The 24803-nt window shown below is 61.6% G+C and carries 30 protein-coding genes and 1 pseudogene; 22 read left to right on the top strand and 9 right to left on the bottom strand.

What is annotated here, in order from left to right:
- The coding region (locus tag BO1_RS19130) for a hypothetical protein (RefSeq protein WP_028218937.1) at positions 1-445 on the bottom strand (445 nt) is incomplete at its 3' end.
- Between the two features lie 1088 nt (positions 446-1533).
- Between BO1_RS19130 and BO1_RS19125 the strand changes: the two genes are divergently transcribed.
- The 6 genes and pseudogenes from BO1_RS19125 to BO1_RS19100 all read left to right on the top strand — a co-directional run bounded on the left by BO1_RS19125 (position 1534) and on the right by BO1_RS19100 (position 5642).
- A complete protein-coding gene (locus BO1_RS19125) occupies positions 1534-1989 on the top strand; it encodes a hypothetical protein (protein ID WP_245643837.1) in 456 nt (151 codons plus the stop codon).
- A gap of 111 nt (positions 1990-2100) precedes the next feature.
- A complete protein-coding gene (locus BO1_RS19120; RefSeq protein ID WP_028218935.1) occupies positions 2101-2541 on the top strand; it encodes a hypothetical protein in 441 nt (146 codons plus the stop codon).
- Entirely contained in the window at positions 2541-3344 is an 804-nt protein-coding gene (locus BO1_RS19115) for a hypothetical protein (RefSeq protein ID WP_028218934.1), read from the top strand. Before BO1_RS19120 ends, BO1_RS19115 begins: the two co-directional genes overlap by 1 nt.
- Positions 3345-3359: 15 nt before the next feature.
- A pseudogene (gene ssb / locus BO1_RS51715) lies at positions 3360-3731 on the top strand (single-stranded DNA-binding protein); the annotation flags it as partial.
- 459 nt (positions 3732-4190) lie between these two features.
- On the top strand, positions 4191-5327 hold the full coding sequence (locus tag BO1_RS19105) for a DUF7146 domain-containing protein (protein ID WP_028218933.1): 1137 nt from the start codon (positions 4191-4193) through the stop codon (positions 5325-5327).
- A 96-nt stretch (positions 5328-5423) separates the two neighbouring features.
- The gene (locus BO1_RS19100) at positions 5424-5642 is read left to right on the top strand and encodes a hypothetical protein (protein WP_028218932.1); all 219 of its coding nucleotides are present in this window, start codon (positions 5424-5426) and stop codon (positions 5640-5642) included.
- Between the two features lie 79 nt (positions 5643-5721).
- Here the strand turns inward: BO1_RS19100 and BO1_RS19095 are convergent, their stop codons facing one another.
- The 4 genes from BO1_RS19095 to BO1_RS19080 form a co-directional block, all read right to left on the bottom strand.
- Complete coding sequence (locus BO1_RS19095; protein ID WP_028218931.1) at positions 5722-5970, bottom strand: hypothetical protein; 249 nt, start codon at positions 5968-5970, stop codon at positions 5722-5724.
- Positions 5970-6125 carry a hypothetical protein gene (locus BO1_RS59265; protein ID WP_156992316.1) on the bottom strand — a complete coding sequence of 52 codons (156 nt, stop codon included), beginning with the start codon at positions 6123-6125 and terminating at the stop codon, positions 5970-5972. The genes BO1_RS19095 and BO1_RS59265 overlap by 1 nt, the downstream gene beginning before the upstream one ends.
- Positions 6126-6308: 183 nt before the next feature.
- Positions 6309-6746 (bottom strand): hypothetical protein, encoded by a 438-nt coding sequence (locus BO1_RS51710; RefSeq protein ID WP_043285407.1) that lies wholly within the window; start codon positions 6744-6746, stop codon positions 6309-6311.
- A complete protein-coding gene (locus BO1_RS19080; RefSeq protein ID WP_028218930.1) occupies positions 6743-7753 on the bottom strand; it encodes a PRTRC system protein D in 1011 nt (336 codons plus the stop codon). The genes BO1_RS51710 and BO1_RS19080 overlap by 4 nt, the downstream gene beginning before the upstream one ends.
- A 1126-nt stretch (positions 7754-8879) precedes the next feature.
- On the opposite strand from BO1_RS19080, the gene BO1_RS19075 reads away from it, so the two are divergent.
- The gene (locus tag BO1_RS19075; protein ID WP_028218929.1) at positions 8880-10016 is read left to right on the top strand and encodes an integrase domain-containing protein; all 1137 of its coding nucleotides are present in this window, start codon (positions 8880-8882) and stop codon (positions 10014-10016) included.
- 244 nt (positions 10017-10260) lie between these two features.
- Here the strand turns inward: BO1_RS19075 and BO1_RS19070 are convergent, their stop codons facing one another.
- The 3 genes from BO1_RS19070 to BO1_RS59260 form a co-directional block, all read right to left on the bottom strand.
- Positions 10261-10932, bottom strand: coding sequence for a Lar family restriction alleviation protein (locus BO1_RS19070; protein ID WP_028218928.1), 672 nt, complete (start codon positions 10930-10932; stop codon positions 10261-10263).
- A 294-nt stretch (positions 10933-11226) separates the two neighbouring features.
- Entirely contained in the window at positions 11227-11421 is a 195-nt protein-coding gene (locus BO1_RS19065; protein ID WP_028218927.1) for a hypothetical protein, read from the bottom strand.
- A 456-nt stretch (positions 11422-11877) separates the two neighbouring features.
- Positions 11878-12021: a hypothetical protein gene (locus tag BO1_RS59260; RefSeq protein WP_156992315.1), complete on the bottom strand. Its 144-nt coding sequence runs from the start codon at positions 12019-12021 to the stop codon at positions 11878-11880.
- A 75-nt stretch (positions 12022-12096) separates the two neighbouring features.
- On the opposite strand from BO1_RS59260, the gene BO1_RS19055 reads away from it, so the two are divergent.
- The 9 genes from BO1_RS19055 to BO1_RS51705 all read left to right on the top strand — a co-directional run bounded on the left by BO1_RS19055 (position 12097) and on the right by BO1_RS51705 (position 19550).
- Positions 12097-13101 carry an N-6 DNA methylase gene (locus BO1_RS19055; protein ID WP_028218926.1) on the top strand — a complete coding sequence of 335 codons (1005 nt, stop codon included), beginning with the start codon at positions 12097-12099 and terminating at the stop codon, positions 13099-13101.
- 217 nt (positions 13102-13318) lie between these two features.
- Entirely contained in the window at positions 13319-14983 is a 1665-nt protein-coding gene (locus BO1_RS19050) for a PRTRC system ParB family protein (protein WP_028218925.1), read from the top strand.
- An 81-nt stretch (positions 14984-15064) separates the two neighbouring features.
- A complete protein-coding gene (locus tag BO1_RS19045) occupies positions 15065-15538 on the top strand; it encodes a PRTRC system protein E (RefSeq protein WP_028218924.1) in 474 nt (157 codons plus the stop codon).
- 10 nt (positions 15539-15548) lie between these two features.
- Entirely contained in the window at positions 15549-15767 is a 219-nt protein-coding gene (locus BO1_RS19040) for a PRTRC system protein C (protein ID WP_028218923.1), read from the top strand.
- A 96-nt stretch (positions 15768-15863) separates the two neighbouring features.
- Positions 15864-17006, top strand: coding sequence for a PRTRC system protein F (locus BO1_RS19035; protein WP_028218922.1), 1143 nt, complete (start codon positions 15864-15866; stop codon positions 17004-17006).
- A 15-nt stretch (positions 17007-17021) separates the two neighbouring features.
- Positions 17022-17750: a PRTRC system protein B gene (locus BO1_RS19030; RefSeq protein ID WP_028218921.1), complete on the top strand. Its 729-nt coding sequence runs from the start codon at positions 17022-17024 to the stop codon at positions 17748-17750.
- Positions 17747-18382, top strand: coding sequence for a PRTRC system protein A (locus BO1_RS19025; RefSeq protein WP_028218920.1), 636 nt, complete (start codon positions 17747-17749; stop codon positions 18380-18382). Before BO1_RS19030 ends, BO1_RS19025 begins: the two co-directional genes overlap by 4 nt.
- Positions 18379-19185, top strand: coding sequence for a PRTRC system ThiF family protein (locus BO1_RS19020; protein ID WP_028218919.1), 807 nt, complete (start codon positions 18379-18381; stop codon positions 19183-19185). The genes BO1_RS19025 and BO1_RS19020 overlap by 4 nt, the downstream gene beginning before the upstream one ends.
- Positions 19186-19265: 80 nt before the next feature.
- Entirely contained in the window at positions 19266-19550 is a 285-nt protein-coding gene (locus BO1_RS51705) for a hypothetical protein (RefSeq protein ID WP_043285405.1), read from the top strand.
- Between the two features lie 83 nt (positions 19551-19633).
- Here BO1_RS51705 and BO1_RS19010 read toward each other — a convergent pair whose 3' ends face one another.
- On the bottom strand, positions 19634-19960 hold the full coding sequence (locus BO1_RS19010; protein ID WP_028218917.1) for a DUF2471 family protein: 327 nt from the start codon (positions 19958-19960) through the stop codon (positions 19634-19636).
- 562 nt (positions 19961-20522) lie between these two features.
- On the opposite strand from BO1_RS19010, the gene BO1_RS19005 reads away from it, so the two are divergent.
- From BO1_RS19005 to BO1_RS18975, 6 genes are all read left to right on the top strand, one after another.
- On the top strand, positions 20523-20774 hold the full coding sequence (locus BO1_RS19005; RefSeq protein ID WP_028218916.1) for a hypothetical protein: 252 nt from the start codon (positions 20523-20525) through the stop codon (positions 20772-20774).
- A 308-nt stretch (positions 20775-21082) separates the two neighbouring features.
- Positions 21083-21547, top strand: a complete 465-nt coding sequence (locus BO1_RS19000) for an outer membrane lipoprotein (RefSeq protein ID WP_028218915.1) — start codon at positions 21083-21085, stop codon at positions 21545-21547.
- A gap of 88 nt (positions 21548-21635) precedes the next feature.
- The gene (locus BO1_RS18995; RefSeq protein WP_028218914.1) at positions 21636-21932 is read left to right on the top strand and encodes a hypothetical protein; all 297 of its coding nucleotides are present in this window, start codon (positions 21636-21638) and stop codon (positions 21930-21932) included.
- Between the two features lie 88 nt (positions 21933-22020).
- Positions 22021-22413, top strand: coding sequence for a hypothetical protein (locus BO1_RS18990; RefSeq protein ID WP_028218913.1), 393 nt, complete (start codon positions 22021-22023; stop codon positions 22411-22413).
- 219 nt (positions 22414-22632) lie between these two features.
- On the top strand, positions 22633-23046 hold the full coding sequence (locus BO1_RS18980) for a hypothetical protein (protein ID WP_028218912.1): 414 nt from the start codon (positions 22633-22635) through the stop codon (positions 23044-23046).
- Between the two features lie 81 nt (positions 23047-23127).
- On the top strand, positions 23128-24648 hold the full coding sequence (locus BO1_RS18975; protein WP_028218911.1) for a hypothetical protein: 1521 nt from the start codon (positions 23128-23130) through the stop codon (positions 24646-24648).
- Positions 24649-24803 lie beyond the last annotated feature (155 nt).

Genomic DNA, 24803 nt, shown 5'->3' with positions numbered 1-24803 from the left:
CCTTAAACCTCGCATACGCCTTAAGGTGCAGGCGGATTTTCGCTCCCGAGATGCGGTGAAGCTTCTCGATGTACGCGTAGGTGTCGTCGGTTGCGCGTTTCTGGGTCATGCTGCTGTCACCGTATGACGCGATGTACGCAGTGTGGATGGTGCGAAGAACGACTCCGAACTGGAATCCGAGCTCCATGTGTGCGTGCATGATACGACGTACCGATTCGTTGATCTCGGTACTGCAGTGCATCACATTCTGAAGCAACTCTTCAGGTAGTTTGTCTCCGAATGCGTCGCGGGCCGTGACTGCGATGTCGGCGGCCGATGGCAAATGGCGGTTATAGAGATCGCGGAGTTCGCGTTCGTCCTCCGGCAACGCGACGCCGTCTTCCGGGACGCTTGGGTCGAACGACGGGTCCAGGGGTGGCTTCTTCTTCTTGTTGTCGTTGCTCATTTTCTTGTTCCTTGCGTGTGTTTATTGGGAGCTTTTGGCTATCCCGCCGTGGAATCGCGATGTCCGCAAGTTCCTTTTGCCTCACGAGTGTCACGCTTAGCGTACGCGCCCTTTCTGGACGTGGCTTCGCGAAAGCTGACGAAAACATGTAGCGTTTTCTTAACAGATGGGCCGTTTATTGAAACGGCATCGATTGCGACTTCTTTAGTCTTTTCGCACATACGATTGAGGTGAGAATATATTTCTATTCCAGCAATAAATGCATGCGCCGAGTCCCTCAGTGGTTCACACCGAAGAAGTTTCGCGTTCAGAGACGCAGTCTTCGTGCGTTTGGGCGAGGGGTGCGCGATACGCCGCGTACACCGTTCGAGCGCACGCCTACAGGCTCGTCGTGATGCGCACCGGGCTCAATGGAGCCACCTCAGTTCTCTGTGTCGATCCTGCACAGGCCGAACGTGGTCGCCGCGATATGCCCGATCTCCAGGGTCGGAAACGCCTGTCGGGCAGTGGTGACGAAGCACTGCGCTCGTGCAGGTAGAAGTCGTTATCGCATGGGGACGTGAAAAGGATGCTCAATTCGGCGCGCAAGACCGCCTCGTCGGCTTCGCCGCGCACATGAGGGGAAACCGCCGTCTGGACTTAGCGCTTTGACGGTTGTCTGACCCCACACACGCGGGCTGGCCGGTTACGACGGACGCGCCGGATGAGCCTCCAAAAGATGTACCTGAGGGCGCGATACGCTAAGAGGCCGGACATACGGGCTCCCTCGAATGAGGACGAGTCGAGTCTGCCAGGCTACGGGTGAAGTCAAGTTATACCGACGCGCTACAGGCACTTGAATGTTTAAGCCCGAAAAGCTCCACAAAAACTGCATCATTCCGGGGTTAAGCGTTTAGGCGCCTAAACGAACTGGTAGTCCGAACGTAAGCCCACTGGAAATCGTGAGCATTCGGGCGCGCGAATGCTCAACCGAACCGTTAGCCTGAACGTATCCCCGCGTCCCGTACGCATCGAACCTCAGCACGGTCCTCGTGCCGCCTCTTCCTTTTGCTCTACCGCTTCGCGAGTCCGTCCGCGGTGATCCGTTCATGGGTCACGGCGAACGCGCTACTCGCCGGTTTTCTTTGCTCGACACGAGCATCGAAATCCCAGGCCATGCCTGGACATCCCCTGGTGCGTTATTTTTTCTGGAGAGAAAAATGCTGAATCTGTTGATCAGGGACGTGATCAAGTCCCCGGGCAAGCTGCTCGCCTTGTGTCTCGTCGTGTATCTGGCGTCGATGTCGTTCTTCGTCTGCCTCTTTCTCGGTGCCCTTGGCGCACGCTGGCTGCACAAGAAGGCGAAAGCTCTCGAGGCAGCCGAGCGCGAAGCGGCACGCGAGCTCGCCGACAAGGCGCGTGAGCAGGCACAGCCTGAAACGCAGACGAGCGCTGCTTCAGTGGCGCCCGCACCTGCAGCGTCCGCTGTAGAAACGGCTCCGAAAAGGCAATACGCCAAATCGGCTGTTGTCATCCCCCTGAAGAAGACCGGAACCCGAGACTAGGGTCCAGTCATATCCTTCCGCCGCGGCTTGGCCGCAGCGGACCCTTGCCCAAGCCGGGAATCCATTCCCGGCCACGGGTATGCGATTGCCCGGCTTCACCGGAGCAATCCCATGAAAGCAGAAGTCGCTGCCTGGCAGCTCGACATCTTCGGCGAGGCCTTTCCGGTACTCGTCGTTCCCACCAAACCCGACCCCCTTCCGCATCCGAGTCTCTGGAGCGCCTCCGTGCGCGACGCGATGATCGACGCACTGATCTCACTTGCCCGCGATAGCCGCCGCGGCGACCGAATGCCCGAGTCGCTGATGGACTGCGCGACGCTCCTGAGCGAGCGCCTGCGCAATGTCCGGCTCGACGTCGACGACTATGAGGCGACGCTCGGCTGGATCATGGGCTACTGGGACGGCGCGCTGTCGTACGAGCACGTGTGCCGCGTGAACGGCATCGATCCCGAGACGCTGCAGCAGGTGATCCTCGACAGACCGCTTCTCGCTCGCGACCTGGAGCAAGTGCGTCGCAAGTACTTCCGCAAACCGATGGAGGAGGCGAGCTAATGGCCGCGAGCTATCTGTTCCGCGCCTTCGCGGACCTGTTCCCCAACCGGCCGTCCGGGGCGCAGGCAGCGCACGTGCCGCCTGCACCCGCTACCCGGAGTGAGCCTCAATCTCCGCCGCAACCGCGCGAGATTGGGCAGGGCGCACCCAACGAGACGTTCGTCACGATCAGTGGCGTGCCGCATCTCTTCGTTGACGAAGGCGACTGCGTTGCTCAGTTCGGGCCGGCGTTCGAGGAGAAGCCGAGTGACACACCGTTCGGCACGAAGATCCTGCCGGAGCTCGCGCCGCACTGGTCACTTCTCCGCGAACATCGCATGCCGCTCAAGGAGGCGATAGCGACGGCGATCCGCGCAAAAGGTATGTCGTTGACAACCGCGCCGGCCGAGGCCGACCCGGCCATACCGGCTGTTGCGGAAACGCACGACGACGACGCGCAGCCGACACCGGTTCGGCGGCGCCATTCGCGCGAGCATCTGCAGCGAGGTGACGATTACCAGGCGGCGACGGTCGGCAAAGTGCTTGGCTGGGGTGAGGAAAAGTTTCCCAACCGCAAGCCTGGTGGCAAGCCGTTCTACACCTCGTTCGCGATGCACATTGAAACGGCGAGGGGTGAGCGCACGCTCCAGGGCGAAGGCCTGAAGGATGCAATCGCGCAATGCGGCTGCCGCGTCGGCGACTCCGTATCGGTTCGTCGGCTTGAAAAGACCAAGGTACCGGCGTTCACCGATGGTGGTCGCCCGATCATGAATAACGGCCAGCAGGTTCTCTGGGACAAATGGCTCTGGTCAATTACACGTTAACAGGAGCGTTACCCCATGGAATCAGTCAACAAGCTCATCCTCGTCGGCAGTCTCGGCGCGGATCCCGAAGTGCGTTATCTGCCCAGCGGCGACGCTGCGGCCAACATCCGTCTTCCACCGGCCGCTACAAGGACAAGGCGTCGGGCGAGTTCAAGGAAATGACCGAATGGCACCGCGTGTCGTTCTTCGGGCGTCTCGCTGAAATCGTGAGCGAATATCTGAAGAAGGGCTCGTCGCTCTACATTGAAGGCCGCATCCGCACGCGCAAGTGGCAGGCGCAGGACGGCCCCGACGGCTGCTCGGCGGAGATCGTCGCGGACCAGATACAGATGCTCGGCGGTCGCAACTGCGGCGAGCGTCGAGAGCCTGGTGACGATGACGGCTTTGAGCAGGGCACGCCTGCCACCCGTCCTGCATAGCAGCCGGCGCGTTCGACGCAACAGGGCGCAAGAGCTCGTGGCGGTCGTGCTTCGGCACTTGCAGCGGGCGGCCGCACGCCTGTGGCTGCGGCAGGGCATGCAGGCGGCGGCTTCGCAGTTTTCGACGACGGCATACCGTACCGGGATGGCTGTCCACGCGCAGCATGGGCCTCCATCTGATCCCGTAAGTTCTCACCTTATCGCTTTGCTCCCGAAAACTCTCACCTGACGTTTCGTGGCGCACCTCCGGGTGCGCTGCTTAGCGCCTCCCATCTGCCTCCGCCGCGTATCGCGAGGCCTCGTTTTCTCCCACACCTGAAACGTGTTCAAAAGAGCAGCTCGCTTCGCGCGGGCCACTCCTTTGAGCAAGCGTTTTCACGCCTGTCTCTGGCACCGACCAACCCACTTCCAAAATGGAGAGTGACCAATGAGTACGTCTGGACGCGGGCTGTCACCCGAGCAGTACGAGTGGCTGCAACGCAAGCTGAAGGGATTCGCGCTCTCCCCGGAAGCGTGGATTTCGACCTTGATGAGTTATGGCATTTCCGCCGACTCGTTGACCGGTAATGCGTGCGCATGCCCGGTCTGTGGTGGGGATGACCGCTTTACCTATGACAACAGGAATGGCCGGGGTGACTGGGTTTGCCGCAAGTGCAACGACGGCTACCCGATGGCCGGCGATGGGCTTCAGTTGATCTCGCGTGCAAACCGGATCGGGCTGTACCGCCTGATGCACCAGCTCGACGGGGGCTCACCGCCGCCGACGCGCGCACCAAACAGTGCAAAGGCTCCCGCTCCGAAGCGCAAGGCCGATCCAGCGTTCATAGCGAAGCGTCTGGATGGCATGTGGGCTAACGCGCGGCCGCAGGCCGTGGGCGATCTGACGATGCGCTATCTGCAGGAGCGCGTGCCCGGGCTGACGGTCGGGCCGTCGCCGGCGCTGCGTCTTGGCATGCTCGAGTACCGACACGAAAAGAAAGTGCTCGGCCAGTGGCCGGCCATCGTGGCGCGTTTCGAGTTACCCGACGGGCGTCTTGGCACACTGCATCGCACCTTCCTCGATCCGGTCAAGCCTGCGAAGGCGGCGATCGTGTCGTCGGACGGCGAGATCCTCGATGCGAAGCTCAACGACATGACGCTCAACCCGCTTGCGGGCGGCGCTGTGCGTTTGATGTCTCCGGTCGACGGTGAGATCGGTGTGGGCGAGGGGCTGGAAACGGTCTACGGCGCACTCATGGAGTTTGGCATACCGGTCTGGAATTGCCTGAACCGTATCCTTCTTTCGAAGTTTGTTGTCCCGGAAGGACTCGGCATCAAGGTCGTTCACATCTTCATGGACTTTGACCATGTCGATCCGAAGACTGGGCAATCGCCGGGTGTAAGCGCTGGCATGATCCTCGCGAAACGGCTGCGCGCCGAAGGCTACACGGTGGTGCTGCGTCGACCGAAGCTGCGCGGCGCTGATTTCGCGGATCAATGGAAGTCGCGCTGGATTGCAGCGCATGAAACTGCCCCCTTGGGGCGTCCGGCGCCTGACGCATCGCGCGTGGCGCTGGCCATCTGACTGACGCCGGCTGGTCCGGCCTGTTCTTGAACCTGCCCGGTGGGGATTCATCCCCGCCGGGGATGGTCCGTCGGGCTCTTTTCATTTGAGGCAGAAATGAGCTATTTCCAGATGAAAGTCGGCAACAAGTTTACGATCATCGCGACCAACGGCGCAGCGAACGGGCATCAGCCGGTGCTCAAGTCGGATGCGACTGGCTACGACGTGTTCGACCGCACCAGCTGTAAAACGGTCTGTCGCGATCAGTCTTTTGACGAGGCCTTCGACTTCTGTACGAGACGTCTCATACTCGTGGCAGCGAAAACGATACAATGATTTCAACGCCAGAAACGACGGCGGCCCAACACACAATGGGCCGCCGTTTTTTTTTCGTCCGTACGAAACGTTGCAGTAACTACATGAACATGCGACGGCACCTGAAAACCAGGGAGATCACGGTGCGCACGGTATACAGGAACCCTACTGCCCAACTGAAACCGATACTGCCCGCGGTGAAGAAAAGCTTACCCACAGCCTGCAGACCTTCGGCGTAGAGCCACACAGCGATCATCGCAAGAACATAGCAGGCAAGGGCGATCGCGGCACGGCGCACAAGCCAATGCCAGTGCATGAAAGTGGTCCATGCGTTTTCGAGCCTGTCCATCACTTTTCCCCAACGTTCGGGGCATCGTCGAGCAGTACACCGCCAACCTTCCATCCAGCGACCGCAACCGCGATCAGCGCGCCGATATACACCCAGGTGAGGGGCTCTTCCAGGCGCTGTCCGTGAAGGATCTCGACGAGGCGTTCGTATTCCATGTTGACTGCTCCTTTCGGGTGGTATATGCCGGTAAAGGAAGTTGCTCCGGCATCTGATTTCATGATGGCACGCCCATGCTGAAGTCAAGTCGCGCCGCGATGAGCGCTCCCTCTGCTGTCTCTCCGGCCTTTGTCGTTTCGCCAGCAGACCGAAGGGACAGGGATGTTCAGAGCTGCGCTCGTTTAGTCAAACTGATCGAAAGCTAAGTCATTGCTGAGCGCGTCGAACGCCGAGCCAGAGCCTTTGGAGTCGGCAGACCGCACAGGCTGGAAGGCGTCGAACGAGACTGCCATTTCGCTTCCCGTTGTAGAGGGGGCAATCGGGCTGCGTGACTCGGTTGCTGCAGACCTTGTCGCGGCCGTCTGCGATGACGCCGTTTCCTGCGGAACCGGGCGATCCTGCCTGTTGGGAACCGGTACGGAGGGTGCCTCTCGACGGTCCTGGGCGCCACGCTCGACGGGGTGTGCATTGCCCATGGTCTCGTCCCATAGCCTCGCTTCAGCGAGCGCGCGGAACACGATTGCGCGCTCGCGCGGCGAGCTGCATGCGCGCAGTCGCTGGAAGAGCTTCGGCGAGACAAGTGGATTGACCGTCACGGTCATCTCGATTTTGTTGTTCATGCTGCGCGGCGATCGCGTGCAAGGCCGGCTTCGCCGACAAGCAGGAAGCCGCGGGCGTTTGCGATGCACGGCGAGTCGATCACCTCGATCACGATTCGAGGGAACGCACGCCGGATCGCGGACGCATACAGCGCTGCGCCGCCGCCAGAGAGGATGATCGAGCGCACATTCCTCAAATGGCCGACGCTGTTTTGCATTTGCTGCACGACGTTGGCAACGACCGGATCGGCCCGCTCGAGATAAGGAGAGAGATCGATGTCCTTTCCATAGAGGAGGAACGGCCTGCGCTCTCGCAGCGCTTTGTCGATAAGCTCAATCTCAGTCACGTTGTCATCTTGTTCCAGGGAGATCAGACGTGCGATGCGCTGATAGATCTGCGACGCGCCACCGGGCATGCCGCCGCTGCGCGTATCGTCCATCGTGAAACCGTTCGCATAGACCCAGTCGGTCGTGAAATAGCCGACGTCGACGACCAGATGCGCGTCGTCGCGATTGAAGCTGGCTCCACGCGTACTCGATGCGAATACGAGTGACCCCAGCGGCTGGGGAATCACCATGACCTTGTCGATCACCACGCGACCGAGCCCAAAATCGTGCTTACCAGCAAAGCGTTCCTTGAGCACCGTCGAATATTTCTTCATGTTGTGAACGGGCAGGCCAAGTACCAGGCGTTCGATATGCGTGACGCCAGCAAAATGGACTGCACCGAAGAGCAACGCGGCGTAATTGTCGGTCATCACATAGTCGTCGGCGAGAGCGCTGCCCGTCGTGCCGTAGGCGGTACTCAGGGACACGTCCGGTCCCACTTCATATTCGTTCTGGTCAATCATGATAGAGACGACGTTGCGCGATGCTAGAACGCCTTTACCGTCTCCAGAGAGTGAGTGAGTTGTGGCCAGCGGTGCGAGCGACGGAAACATGCCCGTCGCGACCGTACCGCTCGCCGAGCGGTATGCGTATTTGGTGTTGCCGTAGCCGACGTCGATAGCGAAGACCGATGTTTTCATGGTGTGTATGTTTCCCGGTTGGAGCGGATCGGTTGAACGACAAGGTTGGACATGAAGTCCGACTTGCGCGTCCCGTTAAAGCAAGGTCCGACTTCATCTGGGATCTCACAAGGCTGTGGAGTCCAGTTTGAAATCACATATTGCTGAGTCCAGTCTATCGAGCGCGATGCGAAGTCAAGTTTCCAAAAGCGCGCGGGAACAGGTCATCTTTTGCTCGCGTGCGGTTGCATCGAACGCCTATTCTTGTCAGTACCTGTCGCGTCACTGACGCATCGACCTAAAGTGCAAGGCACTTCGTGCGTCCTGATTCCGGCCTGTTCGGACAACATCCCCCGCCCGCGAGGGCAACCTTCCCAAGACTGACCGCGTGCCATCGCGACGCGGTTTTTTTTTCAATCAGATCAAGTCCACCCTGTCCCACTCTGAGGACCACTGGACAGTGCGATATCCATACGATCGGCGGCTGTCCGCCGGGATGCGGCGCAATGAGACAAAGTGGGAGCGGACAGTTGGACAGTTCGCGCCCGTCGTCTCATGCGCCATACACACGTTCCTTCAGCCCACAGCGCTGGGTGCGTTCACGAAGCCCGATACATTGCGGTGGAGATGAACGTGCTTCGGAACGGGGGAGAGCCTGCGCGCTGGCCACGCCAGTGTTTCGCGCCTCCCTGTACGGAAGATAGAACGGTCCGCGCAGCCGTCACCAGAAGTGCGCAACAGGAATTGCCCGGCAGCTGGCCCGGGCACCCGCAGGCCGGAAGGTGCTGTGTGGTGTCCAGATGCGCAAACGCGTCCGGGGCCGGTCGGGTAGCCACAGCAGGCGGCAAGGCAGCACAGGCAGTAATCGCGGGAACGGGTTTGCGCGAAGCGCAATCCGGCCCGTGCCGCAGCAGGGTGGACAGTCGGAACGCATCTCTTCCGTGCGTCGGGCTGATCGGATGGAATCGCTAAAGGCAAGGAAGGCAGCAAACCTCGCGCCGGGGATCGGCGAAGCCGAACAGGCGGCAAGGAGCAACAGGTCAGTGAGTGCGGCCGCAACGATGTCAGGCAGGGGCATCGTGCATCGCAAGCTGGCAAAAAACGGTTTGCGCGGTTTCGCGCGGAGCACAACGGAAACGGAGGAAGGATGGCGGTGATACTGAACGTGCGGGCCGTGGTGCGTGGCTACCGGCTGACGCCCACGATTGCGCAAGCGCTGATCGAGCTATTCGATGAGCACGTGGCAACGGTTCATAGCAGGACACGCATCAGCGCAAAGGCAATATCGATCAAGACGCAGGAGCATCGGGTGCGGGCGATATGCGGCGCGCTGGTCGAATTGCGTGAAGGCGGCTTCGCGCTGGCGAGCCCGTGGAACCTGCGCCGCAAGCATGTCGAGTGGCTGATCCGGCGTTGGGTCGATGCGAAGCAGAGTGGAGGGACGATCGAGAACAAGCTGACGTATCTGCGCACGCTAACCGGGTGGATGAACAAGGAGCGCATGGTCGGCACGCTCGCGGACTATGTGGATCGCAAGGCAAACGGGCTCGTACGTTCCTACGTGGCTGAAACGGACAAGTCGTGGTCAGGTAACGGCATCAATGCGGCGGAAAAGATCGCGGAGATCGCGAAGACTTGCCCGCGCGTGGCTGTGCAACTGAAGCTTCAGGCGGCTTTCGGATTGCGCATCGGGGAGAGTTTCCTGCTCAGACCGGTCGAGGCGGTGAAGGATGCCGAGATGCTTGGCATCACACGGGGTACGAAGGGCGGGCGCGACCGCGAGGTGCCGATCGAGGAAAAGATCGCGGTACTCGAGGAGGCAGCGCGTCTGGCGAATCCGCTGACCGGCTCAACGATTCCTGCGGACCGCACATTGAAGCAGTGGGTGGACAGGTACAAGACGGTGCTTCGAAAGCACGGGGTGAACAAGAAGGGGCTGGGCGTCACGAGCCACGGGCTGCGGCATCAGTACTTGCAGGAGCTCTATGAGAAGACGAGCGGCGTTCCCGCGCCGGTCAAACTGGCGGGTATCCACCCAGATCGTGAGTTGCACGCGGAAGCCATTCGGCGGGTCGTCGAGGCGGCGGGGCATAGTCGCGTGACCAAGGCAAATGCGTACCTCTCGACGTTCGCACGACAGAAGCGACTCGCGAAACCCTCCTCGGCTATCGAGGAGGCAATAAAGGCGCTGGAGGCAGCAGGAGGCAACAAGACGCACGCAGCGGCGGCGTTAGGCATTTCCCGGCAGGCGCTGTACCGGCTGCTGGAAAGTCCGCCTCATTGATATTAATCATACAAAAGCGTGCGCAATCGCACATTCGACCCATGCAAGGCGCGGCAATATTCAGTCGCCGGCCGTTGCTCCGGGGGGGCGACGGCGAATGGGGGAAAAGAACCAACGATACGGGGGAAACGAGGGACAGCCCGCGCGGCACAATGATTGCGTCTCTCAGGTTCTGGCGGCCCTCGGAATAGCCAGAACAATATTCGACCGGTCTTGTGCCGGTCTCTTTTTGCCCGCGCGTTGCCTACCAGCGATCGCGGTCGGGCAATGAGTCGACCGCCGACGCGATGGCATCCTCGAACAACCGGTCGCGATCCTCGGGATGGGTGTAAACCTTTGGGAACTGCACGTAGCGCTCGCCGTCGATGTCCACCCACTTCGTGAGCTGGACCAGCTTGCGATAACGGGCGGCGTCATTGAGCACCGGGTCGATCGGCCACGAATCGAAGGTTACGACTGTGGCGTCAACGAGTCGGCGGGCGAGCATCGCAAACATCGGCCCCATCTCCCCCCAGTTTCCTTGCGTTCGCGAGAGGAGATCGAGCACCGCCGGAATATCGGCCGTACCCACTTCGCGCTCGACAAGCCGCTGCAGGTCATTCTTGGCCGCTTCGGGGCGGTTCAGTCGCCGGTTCCAGAGTTCAGCGACGGTGTTGCGGGCAGCGGTATCGTCGTCGGCGCAGGGCTCCCAGGGCGTCTGCATGCCGCATTCTGCGCAGTAGATGCAGACGACAGGCTCAGTCTTTGGCGCTTCGGGCGGGCGTATCATCATGTCCCCGATCCGGGGTGGGCCGCTGAATCGTCCCCATCGAGTGTGATCGAAACCGGGATTGGGCGTATCTGAGGTAACGCGCTGCGAACGACCGACGGTCGGTCGCCCGCCGCAGTGGTCACAAGGGATCAGCTGCTCGTACATGGCGAGTAGTGGTGGGTTGTATGTTGGCCAACATTATCCACGCTTCGCCAGTTTTCAATTCCTTAAGGTGAGCGGTGCAAGGTCCACTACTCGAAAACGCAGGTTTCAACTTTCTGCGATGCGGTCGCTCTACATGTGGTCTCGGAACTCCGACAAGGAAGGCCTCAGCAGGCATGGATTGTTCGGCGCTTCGATCAGGATAGCCGACGCGCGTGCACCTCGGCGAGGGACACACGCACTTCGGCAAACGAACCGTCGAACACGGGGCTCATGGTTTGGCTCGGGGCTGAGGAATCAGGCGACGATGTCGATCAGATTTTCCGGACCGCGCCAGAAAGAACCGTCATCCGTATTGAGCACCGTCACCATACGGTTGGCAGTGTCGTGCTGGGTGACGACGCCTTCACTCGGGTCTGCCGCGTCCGTCTGGTAGCGGACACGGCGCAGGCGAAGCGAAGCAGCACTGGAAGTGAATGCGGTCGAGGACATGAGTCCATCTTCGCGCGATGCGGGCAAGAGAGACGGGGAAAAGCGAACTGATTTTGGACTGGTTTTGACCAACTGATCGCCGGAAAGCTGTACAAAAACTGCACCATTCCGGGTTTATGTGTTTAGGCGCCTAAACAGGCGTGGGCGGAGCTATTCCGGCCGAGCACGACGAAACGACATCGTGCCGGGTGACGGTGTCCTGAGGATTAGGCGCACGCGCTGCTGCAGGTCGGCGTGAAAGGCGCCGGGAACCGGGAGGGGGACGCCAAGTGTCATGCGCACCCAAACGCAGGGCTTTTTCATATCTGGAGACCTCCCGGGGAGCGCGTGTGCCTCATTGCCCGCGCACGTTCATTGTCGGATGGTCCCCGTGTCGCCACGTGCCCGAAAGCCCGAAGATATCGGCCCCATAGCGCTCGCGCTGGCGCGCTGCACATGGTGTTCTCCACAGGCTTGTCACCAGAAACTGTGGATAACGTTGCGAGAGCAGCGCCCGAAAGCCCGGGTATAGCCATCGTCTTTACGCCGACGTGCGCCGGCGAACATCGCGTAGGATTGCCCGATCACCCGCGTCATCGACGCATCGACCTGAACCGGCATTGCCGGCTTTCCTTTCTTTCCCTGTGGGGCTATGCGCCCGCAGGGCCATGCCCCGCTTTCAATTTTGGAGTGGGCATGAGCAACAAGAGCGCGCAGCGCAAATTCAACCAGACCGCTGATGACCACCAGCGTAATCTCGTATCTCTTATCAAGGAGTTCTCCTACGGGCACCACCTCGACACGGTGTTTCGCGATTTCGTTGAGCTGGCCGCACTCGCGATTAGCAACAGCGTAGACCGGGCACAGTTTGAGGTGCGTGAGAAACGCTACCTTGAGATCGTCGGGAAGTACAAGCCCGAGGAGGTGGAACGGTTCCCGAAGATGCTAGGGGAGCTCACGCTGTCTTTCGAGAGGCGCGTCGAGGGCATGCGCGAGGCGCTCGAGGGTGGCGTTCGAGGCAGCGGTCTCACCGACGTGCTTGGCCAGACCTACATGACGCTGGAACTCGGCAACGCGCGAAGCGGGCAGTTCTTCACTCCATATCACGTCTCGTACCTGATGGCGTCGATGATTATCGGCGGCACGATCGATTCCGCGCGCACCCGAGGCTTCGAGCGGGTACACGAGCCAGCGTGCGGCGCGGGCGGTATGGTCATCGCGACTGCTGCTGCATTTCACGATGCCGGCCTAAATTATCAGCAAGCCATGCACGCGACGTGCATCGACATCGACCCGTGCTGCGTGCACATGACCTATTTACAACTGTCACTGCTGCATATCCCCGCCATCGTTGTGCACGGAAATGCACTCACGATGGAGGTGTGGGGACATTGGTTTACGCCTGCACACGTGCTCGGTGGATGGAGTCACCGCTTGCGCGCCCGAAAGGCAGAAGATGCGATGCGCGAACTGATCGGGAGCGCACCCGCTGCGGCAGAGGCCGACGTTGCGGCCGAGCCCGTCGAAGCTACCCAGTCATCTGCAAGCGACGCCGACATGGTGGAACATGGCGATGTCGCGGTACTCGAAGAGGCGCGCGTCGACACGGTCGGCATCGCAGACTTGTTCGACGATGCGATCGCTGCACTACCTGTGCCTCATACGGTCTTCGATCGGGTGGACCAGTTGACGCTGTTTTGAAGACGGGGCCTGGAGATATTCTCCGGGCCCTTTCGCTTTTTTAAAAGCCGTAACGTTTCCGCGATCTTTCGAGTCTCGCGCGGCGCATGGCCGGGATATCGTTCCCATATCCATCGCGCTTTATGCGCATCGACACCGGCCCTCACGGCCTTTCTTTGCTTACCCTTCGGGAATCATGTTCCCGTTGGGGGCGGGTTCCCTCCCCAGGAGACCCGCAATGCAACAACCCATTACCCTGCGCCTCGGCGACATCCAGCCTGGCCGCAACCCGCGCAAGTATTTCGATCCCGCAAAGATGGCGGAGATGGTCGAGTCTGTGCGTCATCAGGGCATCATCCAGCCAGTCCTCGTGCGCCCGCTCGAGGACGGACGCCATGAGCTCGTCGCCGGCGAACGTCGCGTTCGCGCAGCAAGGGAAGCTCACGGCGAAAACTACGCCATGCCAGTCGTAATACGGGAGATGGATGAATTCGAGGCGCGATCACTCGCGCTGATCGAAAACATCCAGCGTGACGACATGGCTCCTTCCGAGGAAGCGGTGGGCGCAGCAGAGATCGTGGGCCTCTGCCAGGGCGATCGTGACGAAGCCGCACGCCAGCTTGGCTGGAATCGTCAGAAGCTCGACTCACGTCTTGCCCTCATGAACTGCAGCGCTTCCGTACTGGATGCGCTCAATACGCGCACGATCAAGCTCGGCCACGCCGAACTTTTCGCCGCCTTTACCAAAGAGCAGCAGGACAAGCTCCTGCCCGTCGTTGTGAAAGAAGGGCATAGCGTCGCCGATTTGAAGAAAGTGCTGGAGCGCGCAGCATGCTCGCTGTCAGCTGCGATCTTCGACAAGGTGGACTGCGCCGGTTGTCAGCACAACTCGGCCGCCCAGGCAGAGATGTTTGGCGAATCGATCGGCACCGGCAGCTGTACGAACCGCGCCTGCTACAACGAGAAAACGGAAAAGCAGCTCGAAGCAACGGCCGCAGGCCTGCGCGACGAGTACCAGACCGTTCGCATCGTTCGCCCCGGCGACAACCACACGCGCATCCAGCTCGTGGCGGAAGGCCAGAAAGGCGTTGGCGCCGAGCAGGCCAAGGCGTGCTACGCGTGCCAGAACTTTGGCGCGGCGGTGAGCGGTCTGCCCGACTCACTGGGCAATGTCTACAAGGGCCAGTGCTTCGACACGGTCTGCAACATGAAGAAAGTTGCAGCGCGTATCAAGAGCGAGAAGACGCCCGCGCCCTCGACAGCGAAAGCCGCCACGTCAACGGCCGCTTCGAAGGCGTCGAGTACGGCCAACGGCGACAAGCCCGCTGCAGCGGTGCCTGAGGCAACTTCGGTAGCCGAATCCGAAAAGGTGAAGGCATACCGCGTTGCGCTCTGGCGCAAGGCGCTGCGTCGCGACATCGGCATGAGTCACGACCTGGTTCGCCAGTATCTGATCGCGATCGTTGCGACCGGGCAGGCTCGCAGCATCAGCGAGACGGCCTTCCGCGCGTTGTGGGAGCGCCTGCTCGATGACAAGCCGCCTGTATCCAGTTTCGCAAGCGCGGCGGATGCAGCGAAGGCCGCAACGTCGCTCGCGCAGGAGAACCTTATCGTCGCAATGCTGGCTTCTGCGATCGAGGGCGTGGACGTGCCGTACCTCACCCAGATGTGCAGGCACCACAAGCTGGATCTGACGAAGTACTGGAAGCTCGACAAGGCGTTCCTCGAGCTCATCACCAAGTCGGAAATGAAGGTCGTGGCCGACGAACTCGGTATTCGGGCAGCGATGGGCCACGACTTCAAAAAGGTCTTCGCCAAATCCAGGCCCGAGGTGATTGATGCGCTTCTCACCGTCAAGGGCTTCGACTACGACGGCAAGGTGCTGAAGGTCCTCAGGTACTGAGAGTTGCCGCGGGCGTACTCCGGCTCTTTTTCTTTCTCACGCCGCGTTTCTCGCGGCGTTCTTCCTTTATAGAGGTTTTTCATGTTCCAGCAACTTGAAGCGTTCGTGCGCGAGACCGGCAAGGTCACACTCACGATGAAGATGGCAGATGACCAGATGTCGGTCGTCCTCGTGCCCGGCGGCGACTCGAAAGAGGCGGCGCTGCGCCAGCCGCTCGTGTTGACCGCGACACCCGCCGAGCTCGACGAGGGCTTCGTGCAGGTGTTGCGGACGTTCGAAGGTGCTCACCGTTCTCTCGCAGAGCAGGTGAGCGCGACGACCGAGATCCTTCAGGCAGCCGAGAAGTCGCAGGCAGGCAAGGCGCAGAAGGCGCTGTCGAAGAGCTCCAGGCCGGCGCTTCCCGCGCCCGCATCGACGAATGACGACAGCGACAGCGAAGACGACGAATCGACGGAGGCGGACAACGCTTCCATTGCGGAGCCATCGACAGCCGTCGAGACGTCTGCGCCAGCGGCACCCGCCGACGGCAAGACTGATCTCTTCAACCTTCTGTGACGGAGTCTCCATGACGATCAGCATTGCAAAGATCATCCGCGAGTTCTCGTACAACGGGATGCAGTTCATGGATCCAGGCCCGGCATTCTCGCCCGAAGATGTCCGCGATCTCTATGCCGCGCAATACCCGGAACTCACGACCGCTTCCGTCGATGGTCCCGAGGTCGCTGGCGAGGTCGCCACCTACAAGTTCGTCCGCGCGGCCGGTGCCAAGGGCTCCCATGCGTAAGGACGCTTTGCTCAAGGCGCTCGCTGACCCCGCGAACGGCTTCAACCAGGAACCGCCCGGAAGGGCGGTTTTTTTATATGACGACGAGGTTCGCCAATGCTGTTCGATCCTTCATTCGTTGATCGATCGCTCGATGCGGGCGCCGGTCCGGCCTGGCAATCGCCAGGCATTGCCGCTGCCCGAGATCGAGCTTCCCCTTGTGTTCTGACGCTGCCGGATTTCGCGTCCGAGGTACCGCGCGAGGCGACCATTCAATGGCGTGCCGACACGCAGCTCGATGCGATCGTGCTCGAGCAGTTCCGGCACGGCCCGCTGCGCGCGTCGGACGTCGAAGACCCTAAAAGTCCCGCCGACGCGTTCCAGCAGGCGTTCTTCGCCTGGGTCAAGCGGTTCATGCCGCAACCTCTGCGCTTCATTTCGATGGGGCTGGAGCTTTGCGACACGAACGCTGTGCTGGACCGTATCGAGTACCAGCACGACCGGCAGGAGTTCGAGCCGAAGAGCCCGCTGCATCTTGGCGTACGGCTCAGCGACGAGTGGGTGCACGAGATCGGCGTGCTGGCACAGCCGCTGAGGGAAGCGCATCCGCTGCTGCTCTATACGCTGTTTGCCACCGTTGATCGGGTGTCTGGCAAAACGGTAATGATTCGCACCCCCGGGTGGTTTCTCTGTGAAATGGCCTGCCAGCACTGGGAGGGCGACGAAAGCGCAACCGACGAGGAAGCGCGCGCGTGGCTCGACGAGTGGTACGGCGGCGACGAAGACATGATTGAGCGGTATCTGCCGTCAGTGCTCAGGCCTCTGGTTTGCCCGGATAAGATCCGGTGCCCGCCAAAGGTCGATGGTCGCCGGATCCGAAGCGCGGAGCTATCCGCGACCGAACTGCGTGATCTGGCCAGCCGTTCCTCGGGAATGGCTTCCGCTGTTTGCCGGGAGCTTGTCGCCTTGCGTCAGCTTCTCGGCAAGGCTGGCAAACGGCCGCTTCTTGACGACGGCTACGACGCTCGTCCCCTGTATTCCGGCTGCACGTTCGTGCTCGAAACCAGCGAGCGGATCGGCGAGTTTCTCGACGATCACATGAACATGGAATACCAGGCTGGCGAGACAACTGAGTTCAGTCGCTTCCTCACGTTTTCCACCTCGAAACAGGGCATCCGCGCGCAGTACGCGCAGTGGGGCCTTGCCTTCCAAATGCTTCGTCACCTGGACCGCCTCATGGCGCTGGTGGTGAGCCCTTGATAGCAGGAGTTTTTCATGAATGGTGTTTCCATCGGCCAGACCGGCCATGACGTAACGCTGTCGAGTGCGCTGCTGCTCTATTCAGCGCAAAACGGTGCGCACTATGCGACGGCTCATCCCGTGGTGGCGGACCGTAATACCGGCCGCCCGGTCATCGGTGCGGGGCGTCCGCTTGACCGGCGCTCAATTGTTGACGCGCTGGTCCAGCTCGATCGCAACGCCGCACCGAAGGCGGAGTTTCTGCCCTCGACCGTGCTCGGAGTGACCTCCGCCGCGGTGACGTGGTGGTGTCCTCCGGCGGTGCGCCGTGTGTTCTTCAAATGCACGAAAGTGGGTGAGCGCAGCGCAGTTGTGCCTCACCCTGGGCTGGTCTTTCAGGCCGGCGCAGACGGCTTCCGTGTCTTTGCACTGAAGGGCGATGCGAGGCCCGATGAGCAAACGGCGCTTTTCGAGCCGCCGTACTTCAACACGTGGGATGGAGGCCAAATCTGCATTGGATCGGCCAAGGTCCCGCGACGTATCGAAGTCAGCGCCATCAAGGGCTGGGAGGAGGGATTCTTCAATTCAGCCTTCACGCACCCGAACCCAGGCGGAAAGCGTATGAGCTACAAGCCCGGTGTCTACGCATTCTGGACCGACATGCTGGACGGCAAGTTCGAGGCGTTTCCGCTTGACGTGCTGGTATCGATGAAAGGCCTGACAGCTGGCAAGCTCGTGGCGGGAAAGATTGGGGGTAAGGCATGAATCCGGTCGATTTCGCACTTCAGGTCTCGTTCCCCTCGGTAATGGTGCCTACGCGCGAGCCGGTGGTACCGATGGCCGGGCCGGGCGAGCGGTTGCTCATTGCGTCGAATGGTGTGTTCCTTGAGGTCACCCGCCCGTGGATCCGGCTGGTTCGTCGGCTGGCTTCATTCGAATGGCGCACGCCGGTGCCTTATGGCGAGGCGGCGGAGTTGACCGAGTTATCGTGCGGTTCGGTGCCCGCCGAACTCATCGCGGAGTTTGCGCGCATGGCGCGTTCGGCGCTGCCCAACGAGGTGGGCGCGTGGATCGTGTGGGACGCGATTACGGGGCTTTTTCGCCTCGTGCCGCTTCCATCGTTGTCTCACGGTCCCGCGCACCTTCGCTATGACCGACCGGAGTTGCGGCGAGGGGAATGGCTGGTGATGGATTGCCATTCACACGGTGGCGGGAGTGCGTACTTCTCGACGACGGACGATCGCGATGACCAGCACGACGTGAAGTTTGCGCTTGTGCTCGGGCACTGCCATCGCACGCCATCGGTCGCACTGCGTCTGTGCGCGAAGGGCAGGTTCGAGCCCGCGCAGACGGTGCCGCAGAAGTGGATGACGGCGCTGGAAGGAGAGGTTGCATGAGCGGACCGATCCTTCACAAGACCCCGGCACACATGCTCACGGGACCGTGGAAAGTTGTCGTTGTTGGCGCGGGCGGTACCGGCAGTGCGCTGCTGCCGTCGCTTGCACGGCTTCACCACGCGATGGTCGAGCTCGGTCACCCGGGCGGTATCGAGTGCACGGTCTACGACGACGACACGGTCAGCGAGTTCAACGTCGGCAGGCAGGGGTTCTACCCGAACGACGTCGGCCAGTACAAGGCGACGCTTCTCGTGAATCGCCTGAACCTGCTGATGGGAACGAGCTGGATCGCCGAGCCGCGGCGCGTCGACTCGCGAATCAATCTCCACGCCGATCTCGTGATCGGCTGCGTTGATTCGCGGCGCGCGCGCCACGCGATCGTGCAGGCTGCGAAGCGGGGCAAGTGTCACTACTACCTCGACTGCGGCAACGAGACGGATCGCGGCCAGGTGATTCTCGGTGAATTCGGCAAGCCCCGGCATGACCGGTTGCCCCACGTGGGCGATCTGTTTCCGGACCTGTTGAATCCGAAAAACGATAAGGGCGACGACACCCCCTCGTGCTCGATGGCGGACGCGCTGCGCAAGCAGTCGCTCGTCATCAACCAGGCGATATCCGTGCAGGCTTTCAACCTGCTCTGGTCGCTGTTCCGCAATGGGGGCCTGTCTTATTCGGCGGTATTCGTGAACCTCGCAACGGGGCGCACGAATCCGGTGCCGATTGACCCCGGGGCGTGGACACGATTTGGCTATGAATTGCCTGCGCCGAAAAAGCGCGTTCGAAAGCGCAGGAGCGTTGCATAGCAGTGTCAGCCACCTTTATCCATTACCCACTGGCGGTGGCAATCCCGCCGGATTGCTGCAGCCTCTATTCGGAGTGTCCAATGAAGCGGCGCAAGCGCGATCCGTTCTTTCCAGTCTTTAACCGGTTCGATCTTGAATATGTTGTCATCGAATTCACGCACGACGTTGTGCTTCCGCGTTTCGCCATGGCTAGAGGCGAGCGGTACGTTTTCGTTCTGGGCCGCGCGACGTATCCGTTACTCCAGGCGATCTGTACTGGCGGTAGCTTTGAGTTTGCTGGCGGAGAGTGCGATGCCGATGACGTGGAAATCGTCCATGTCGGCCGTGGCGACATAGACTGGAGCTGGTTGTGTGGCCACGTCTGACCGGGGATCTGCGGGGTCTCGTGATAGCTTGAAACAAGCGCCGTTCCGCAGATGCGGGCGGCGCTTTTTTTTTCGACCGCGCGTTATGTGACGGTGGGATTGGAGAATGCCTCGATGACGGGCTGGGCGAGAGGTTCAGCGCAGTGGGCGTCTTCGGCGGTGAGCGGTGTGCTGCCAGAAGGCATCGCGATGCTTTCGGCAAGCCCGGCGAGTAACTCCTCTGGCCAACGCGAGGCCAGGCCAACGTCGGCGAGCGCTTCCTCGAGGATTGCGCGCGCGGCGTCGCCCGTCAGTGTGGCTCCCGTTGCGCGGTAACGCTCGGCGATGATGCGCACGGTCTGGGCAACATCAGCCTCAAAACGCGCCCGTCCACGCTGGAGGGCCTGTTGCTCTTCATCGTTGGTGTTCATGAGGAAACGCCCGGCAGTAGAATACTGTACAGAAGAACAGTTATTTTAGCCTATGGCCAAACCCGACTCACCGATGCCCGAAATCAGCGCGTTTGTGGAGGCGCTGCGCGACGCTTTCGGCGCGGATGAAATTAATGCAATCGTGCGGCGTGGCCGGGCGGGCGAGCCGGTCTTCTTCGCGCGTGAGGCAGGCCGTGAGTTCGGCACGCCTCTGCCATCGGGTAGTGGGTGGGGTGCGGAAGGAGTGCACAACCGGCACTACTGCCCAGGCTGCAACGGCGAATGCGTGGCAACAGGCGCGCGGTGCAGCGACCGGGTCGCGGGCGCACGACGAAACACATAGCGATTACGCGAGCATTCCGGCTCGGCGGGCCGCGTACGCCCCGTAGACTCTCCCTATTCCTCGCGCATTCTGCGCATCGACCTGACCACAGCGGCTTGCTGCTGTGCTTCTTTCCTGTCTCACTGGTCGGACATTCGTTCCGCCATCAATTCTTACCCCCGCCGGGAGCAACTGTCCCTTCGGGACACGGCTCCCTTTCTTATTCAAAGGAGCCGTACCATGCTGAACGTTTCCGTTGCCTCGCAACCCGCCGTCAAGGTTCCCGAACTCAACGGCTTTCGTGAAAAGCAGCGCATCATGGCACAGGATGTTCAGGCCAGTCCCCCGCAGCTTCACGCCGGTACGATCATCTCGGTCTGGAGCGATCGCACGGCAACCGTGCAGTGGGACTACGACCTGCCGTTCGCTGTTGAACGTCGGCTCGTGCATAGCGGCCACGTTGAACTACACAATCTGACGCGTAATCCGTAACGGCGCGGGCATTTGCCCTGCCGTCAATCCTTTATCGCCGTTGAGAGTCCACTCCCATCCGGGAAGCGGCTCCCCTTGATCTTTCCGGGAGCCGTCGATGTTTGACCGCGCAATCCGCACTATCCGTTCTCAAACACGTGAAGTATCGCAAGGCGACGTCCCCGTGACGGCGCTTGCACTCTTCACGTTCCTGCCGGCTATCTCGCTCGCCGTCAGCATGCTGTCGTGCTAAGCCAAACCCCTTACCCCTTCGGGCAACCTCTGCCCGAAGGGGCTCCGGTTGCCCTCGTCACTTTGAGGCAACCGCCATGATTCGCATTCTTTTCGCGCTTGTTGTTCTCTACGTGCTCTCCGGCTGCGCGAACATGACCGACTTCGGCTCGCCCGACGTCTATCAGCGTTCGGACGTGCAACGCGTCGGCAGTATTGAAGAGGTCACCGTGATGCGCGTTCGCAACATCACGATCCAGTCTTCGGGCGACAGCTCGGGCCTCATCAGTCTCGTGACCGCAGGCGCGAGCGCGTTCCTCGGCTCCCAGGTCATCGGCAACGGCAATGGACGCTACATCGCTGCGGCGGTGTCGGGCGCCGGCGCCGGTTTCATCGCGCAGCATGTCGGCGCGGCGCTCTCGCGCACGGCAGGTCTCGAGATCGTTGTCCGCAAGGCCAATGGCTCGATGGTCGTCGTGACGCAACCAGACGACCAGCGCTTCAAGCCGGGCGATCAGGTTTTGCTCGTCTCCAGTAGTTCGGGTGTGCGTGTCACGCACTGATCTTGTCTGCGGCGGTGGAAATCGCCCCTCCGCTCTATCTTCGCTGTCCCGAAAGGGACCGCTCATCTACGTTAATCGAGGTATCTCAATGAACCGTTATCAACTGGCTGACCGTGGTCAGACGACTGGCTGGCACGAAGCAGACAACGACGTGAACGGGCTCAACGAGTTTCGCATGCGTCCTGTCGAGGTCGCAGCGCAGGCCGGAAAAGTCGAGGAATTCCGCGCGATCATGAATCATCCGTCGTTCGAACCGACCGGCGCGCGCCCGTTCTACTTCGCTGAAGTGGGGTTGAGCAGCGGTGGAACGGACGCAGACAAACGCTACCGGCAACTGCGTCCCCAACTCGACGCGTATCGCGAACGGTTCGTCGCGAAGCGTTAATAATCGCCGCCGGCCTGGACCGGCGCATCATCCTGCACAGCGAGGTGTTCCCGAAAGGGCACCTCGCTTCTTTCGTTTTGAGGGCTTCATGAACCACAGCAACCGCGTGTTGCACGCCGACCGCCGCCGTGCAGGCGCGGCACGCGACGCCAGTTTCACACGCCGCGCGCGCGGCTTCCTGCACCGTATTGCGGGCGATTTGCGTCTGCGTGCGGGCGAGCATGACATCACGGCCGAGCCGTCGCGTCGTGGCCGCGGCTGCCGCGTCATGCTCAATACCGATCGCCTCATTGTTGAGGTTGCCGACGCTCCGGCGCGTCAGGTTGTGGCCGTGTCGTTTCGCACGCGGCGCGGCCGCCTGGACCTGTCGGGCGGTGGCGACAATTCGGTGAGCACCGAGCAGCTCTCATCTCGCGAGGGGTACGAGTCGCTGCTCAGCGCGCTGCGCCTCGCCAATGGACTCGACGGAGAGCGCCGCTAGGAGCGGAGAATAACGATGGGCTGGAGTTTTTTCGCACTGGCTGTTGTGCTCGCGTTCAGCGCCTTGGGGCGGGTCCTGGACCGCAACGGCCGCAAGGCTGACCGCGAACGCCGCGGTCACTCGCTCTGAATTCACTTTAGAGCCGGCCTGCCGCCGGCAACTTCAAATCAGGGGCTGCACCTCCGGGTGGGGCCCTTTCATTTCTGTACCAATTTCATCATGCACACAACTGAACTTGATCTTCCGGTCGCGCTCGCGGCCGCGCCGTTCGACACCGTCGGCAAGACGGTCGACGAGGTCGTCACTCTCATCGGACGGCACTTGCGCAAGGCCGAATTCGAACCCGAATGGGTCGTTGCCGCGAACTGGGTGAACGACACAAACGACTCGATGTACGGGTTGAAGGCTGAAGCCCCCTGGCCGCAAAGCAGCGGTCGCGAGGCCCGGCTGTGCCTGTCGGTGGCAATCGGTCACTCGGAAGGCTGGCTGGTCCAGGTCGACCACGTCCGCCTGCATAGGGCAGGGGACGGCGGCCACTGGAGCAGCGTGCCGTTGCTGCGCATCAAGACGCTGACGCGCTCGGACGCTTGGGCAGTCGCGGCCGCCGTGTCGCGCATGCTCGATATCGACTGATCGCAGTCTCCCTTTCTATTTCTTCCCTCGCGGGGCATAGCCCCGGATGGGTGATGCTCCGCGCTTCTGGAGTCATCATCCATGTACACGATCACCATTCCCAACGCCGTTCTCACTACGTCCTCGCTCGCCGGACTCTTCCTGCTGTTTCGCGACGCGCGGCTGCGTGCGGTTGAAACGTCGCTCATCGAGCTGACGGGCGCGCCCGCCGGCGTGTCGGTCACGCGCTACAACGGCGAGCTCGCACTGCGCCATCCGGGCACCGCTGACGAGATCCTCACGGCTATGCTCGAGGAGCTGCGTCGTGTCGAATTCGTCGACGAGTCAGGTGGCCAGCGCCAATCCTGGCAGGTCATGCCGTCTGCCTGGCGCGCGCTTTTCCAGTTCGCGGAAGCCTGCCGCAAACCGCAGCTTCTTCTGTCGTCGGGCCAGATTGAAACGGAGACGCTGCGCGCGCAAGAACGCAGCACGCGCTTTTTCATGTCCGACCTTTGTTCCGAGGCGGTGACATCGCTCTTTGGCTTCGGCCATTGCGGTCCGGTTATCCCCGGCACGCGCGAGACGAACAGTCGGCACGAGGTGCAGGTGGCCTACGCGCTGGCGCGCAATCTCCCGGTGCCGGACTGCGTGCTGGAGGCGTACCGCTCCGAACCGGACGCTTTCAGCTACGGACTTGAATGGGCGGAGACGCTGATACGCGTGCCGGAGCTGCGTGGAGTGATTCCGGTGCCGAAGCTTCGGCCGATCCTGGGCATCATGCGCAGCGAGGGCAAACCGGTCGATGGGCAGAACGCCGACATCCTCGCGATGCTTGCGCGCCTGCTGCCCGATGATCCGACGTATCCGCAGGTGGACGATGTGCTTCACGCACACGGCCTCATCGAGGATCTGCCACTGCCGGAGTCGTTCAATACACCCCTTGACGTTGGCCAGCCGGTTACGCCGCTCGCCGCACGCGTGCGCGAGGTCGTCGCCGATACCGTCCGTGCACGCGAGATTGCTCATGCGGACGGCGAGCTGAAGGCGGGACGCATCAGCCGTCGAACCCATCGCCGCCGTTGTGATGTCGCGCTACTCGAGCACGGCCGCCACACGTTCGAGTATGGTAACGAGCTCGCCCGGGCGTTTGCGAACCGGGACGTGGGCGCCCTTCTGACCGTTCTCGACAGTTCGGACGAACACAATCGTTCGAGCAAACAGGCGTTTCGCGACGTGTATGGCGTGAAGCTGCTTGGGTTGCGTGCTGCCGCGCGCCGGAGTGCCGTCTTCCAGCTGTGCGGCTATGGTGCAGATGAGCAGGCACAGTGGGAACGCGAGGCCGGGGATCGCAAGGCGGCTCGCGAAGCGGAGCGCGAGTTGCGGGATGCGCGCGAGAGCGCCGGCCGTGCACGGTATGCTGGTCCGGCAACCGGCGAGATCTCGGGCGCGGAGCACGTCGACCGCGCGATCAGCGACGGCTATTCGACCATCCAGAGCTTCCGGCGCGGTGCGGCGTATGTGTACGCGCTGGTGCGCGGCAACGAAAGCGTGGGCAGACGCCTGAGTGCGAAGGATGGCACGCTCGCTTACGCGCGGGCGTTGCTCGAACGGCGAGCAGCGTGAGGCGACGCCGCTTCGCCAGACCTTGAACGAGACCGGCGCATTCGTGCGCCGTTTTTTTTCGCCCGTTCGCCCGGCGCCAAGCCGAAAGCCGTATCGAAATCAGCAGCATTGCACCCGAGAATCCTCGCGCGCACGCCTACACTGACGTTATCTCT

It is taken from the genome of Paraburkholderia oxyphila NBRC 105797 (assembly GCF_000685075.1).
GTDB classification, from domain to species: domain Bacteria; phylum Pseudomonadota; class Gammaproteobacteria; order Burkholderiales; family Burkholderiaceae; genus Paraburkholderia; species Paraburkholderia oxyphila.
Note: the sequence above shows the minus strand (reverse complement) of the source record. Positions and strands in the feature narration are given on the sequence as shown.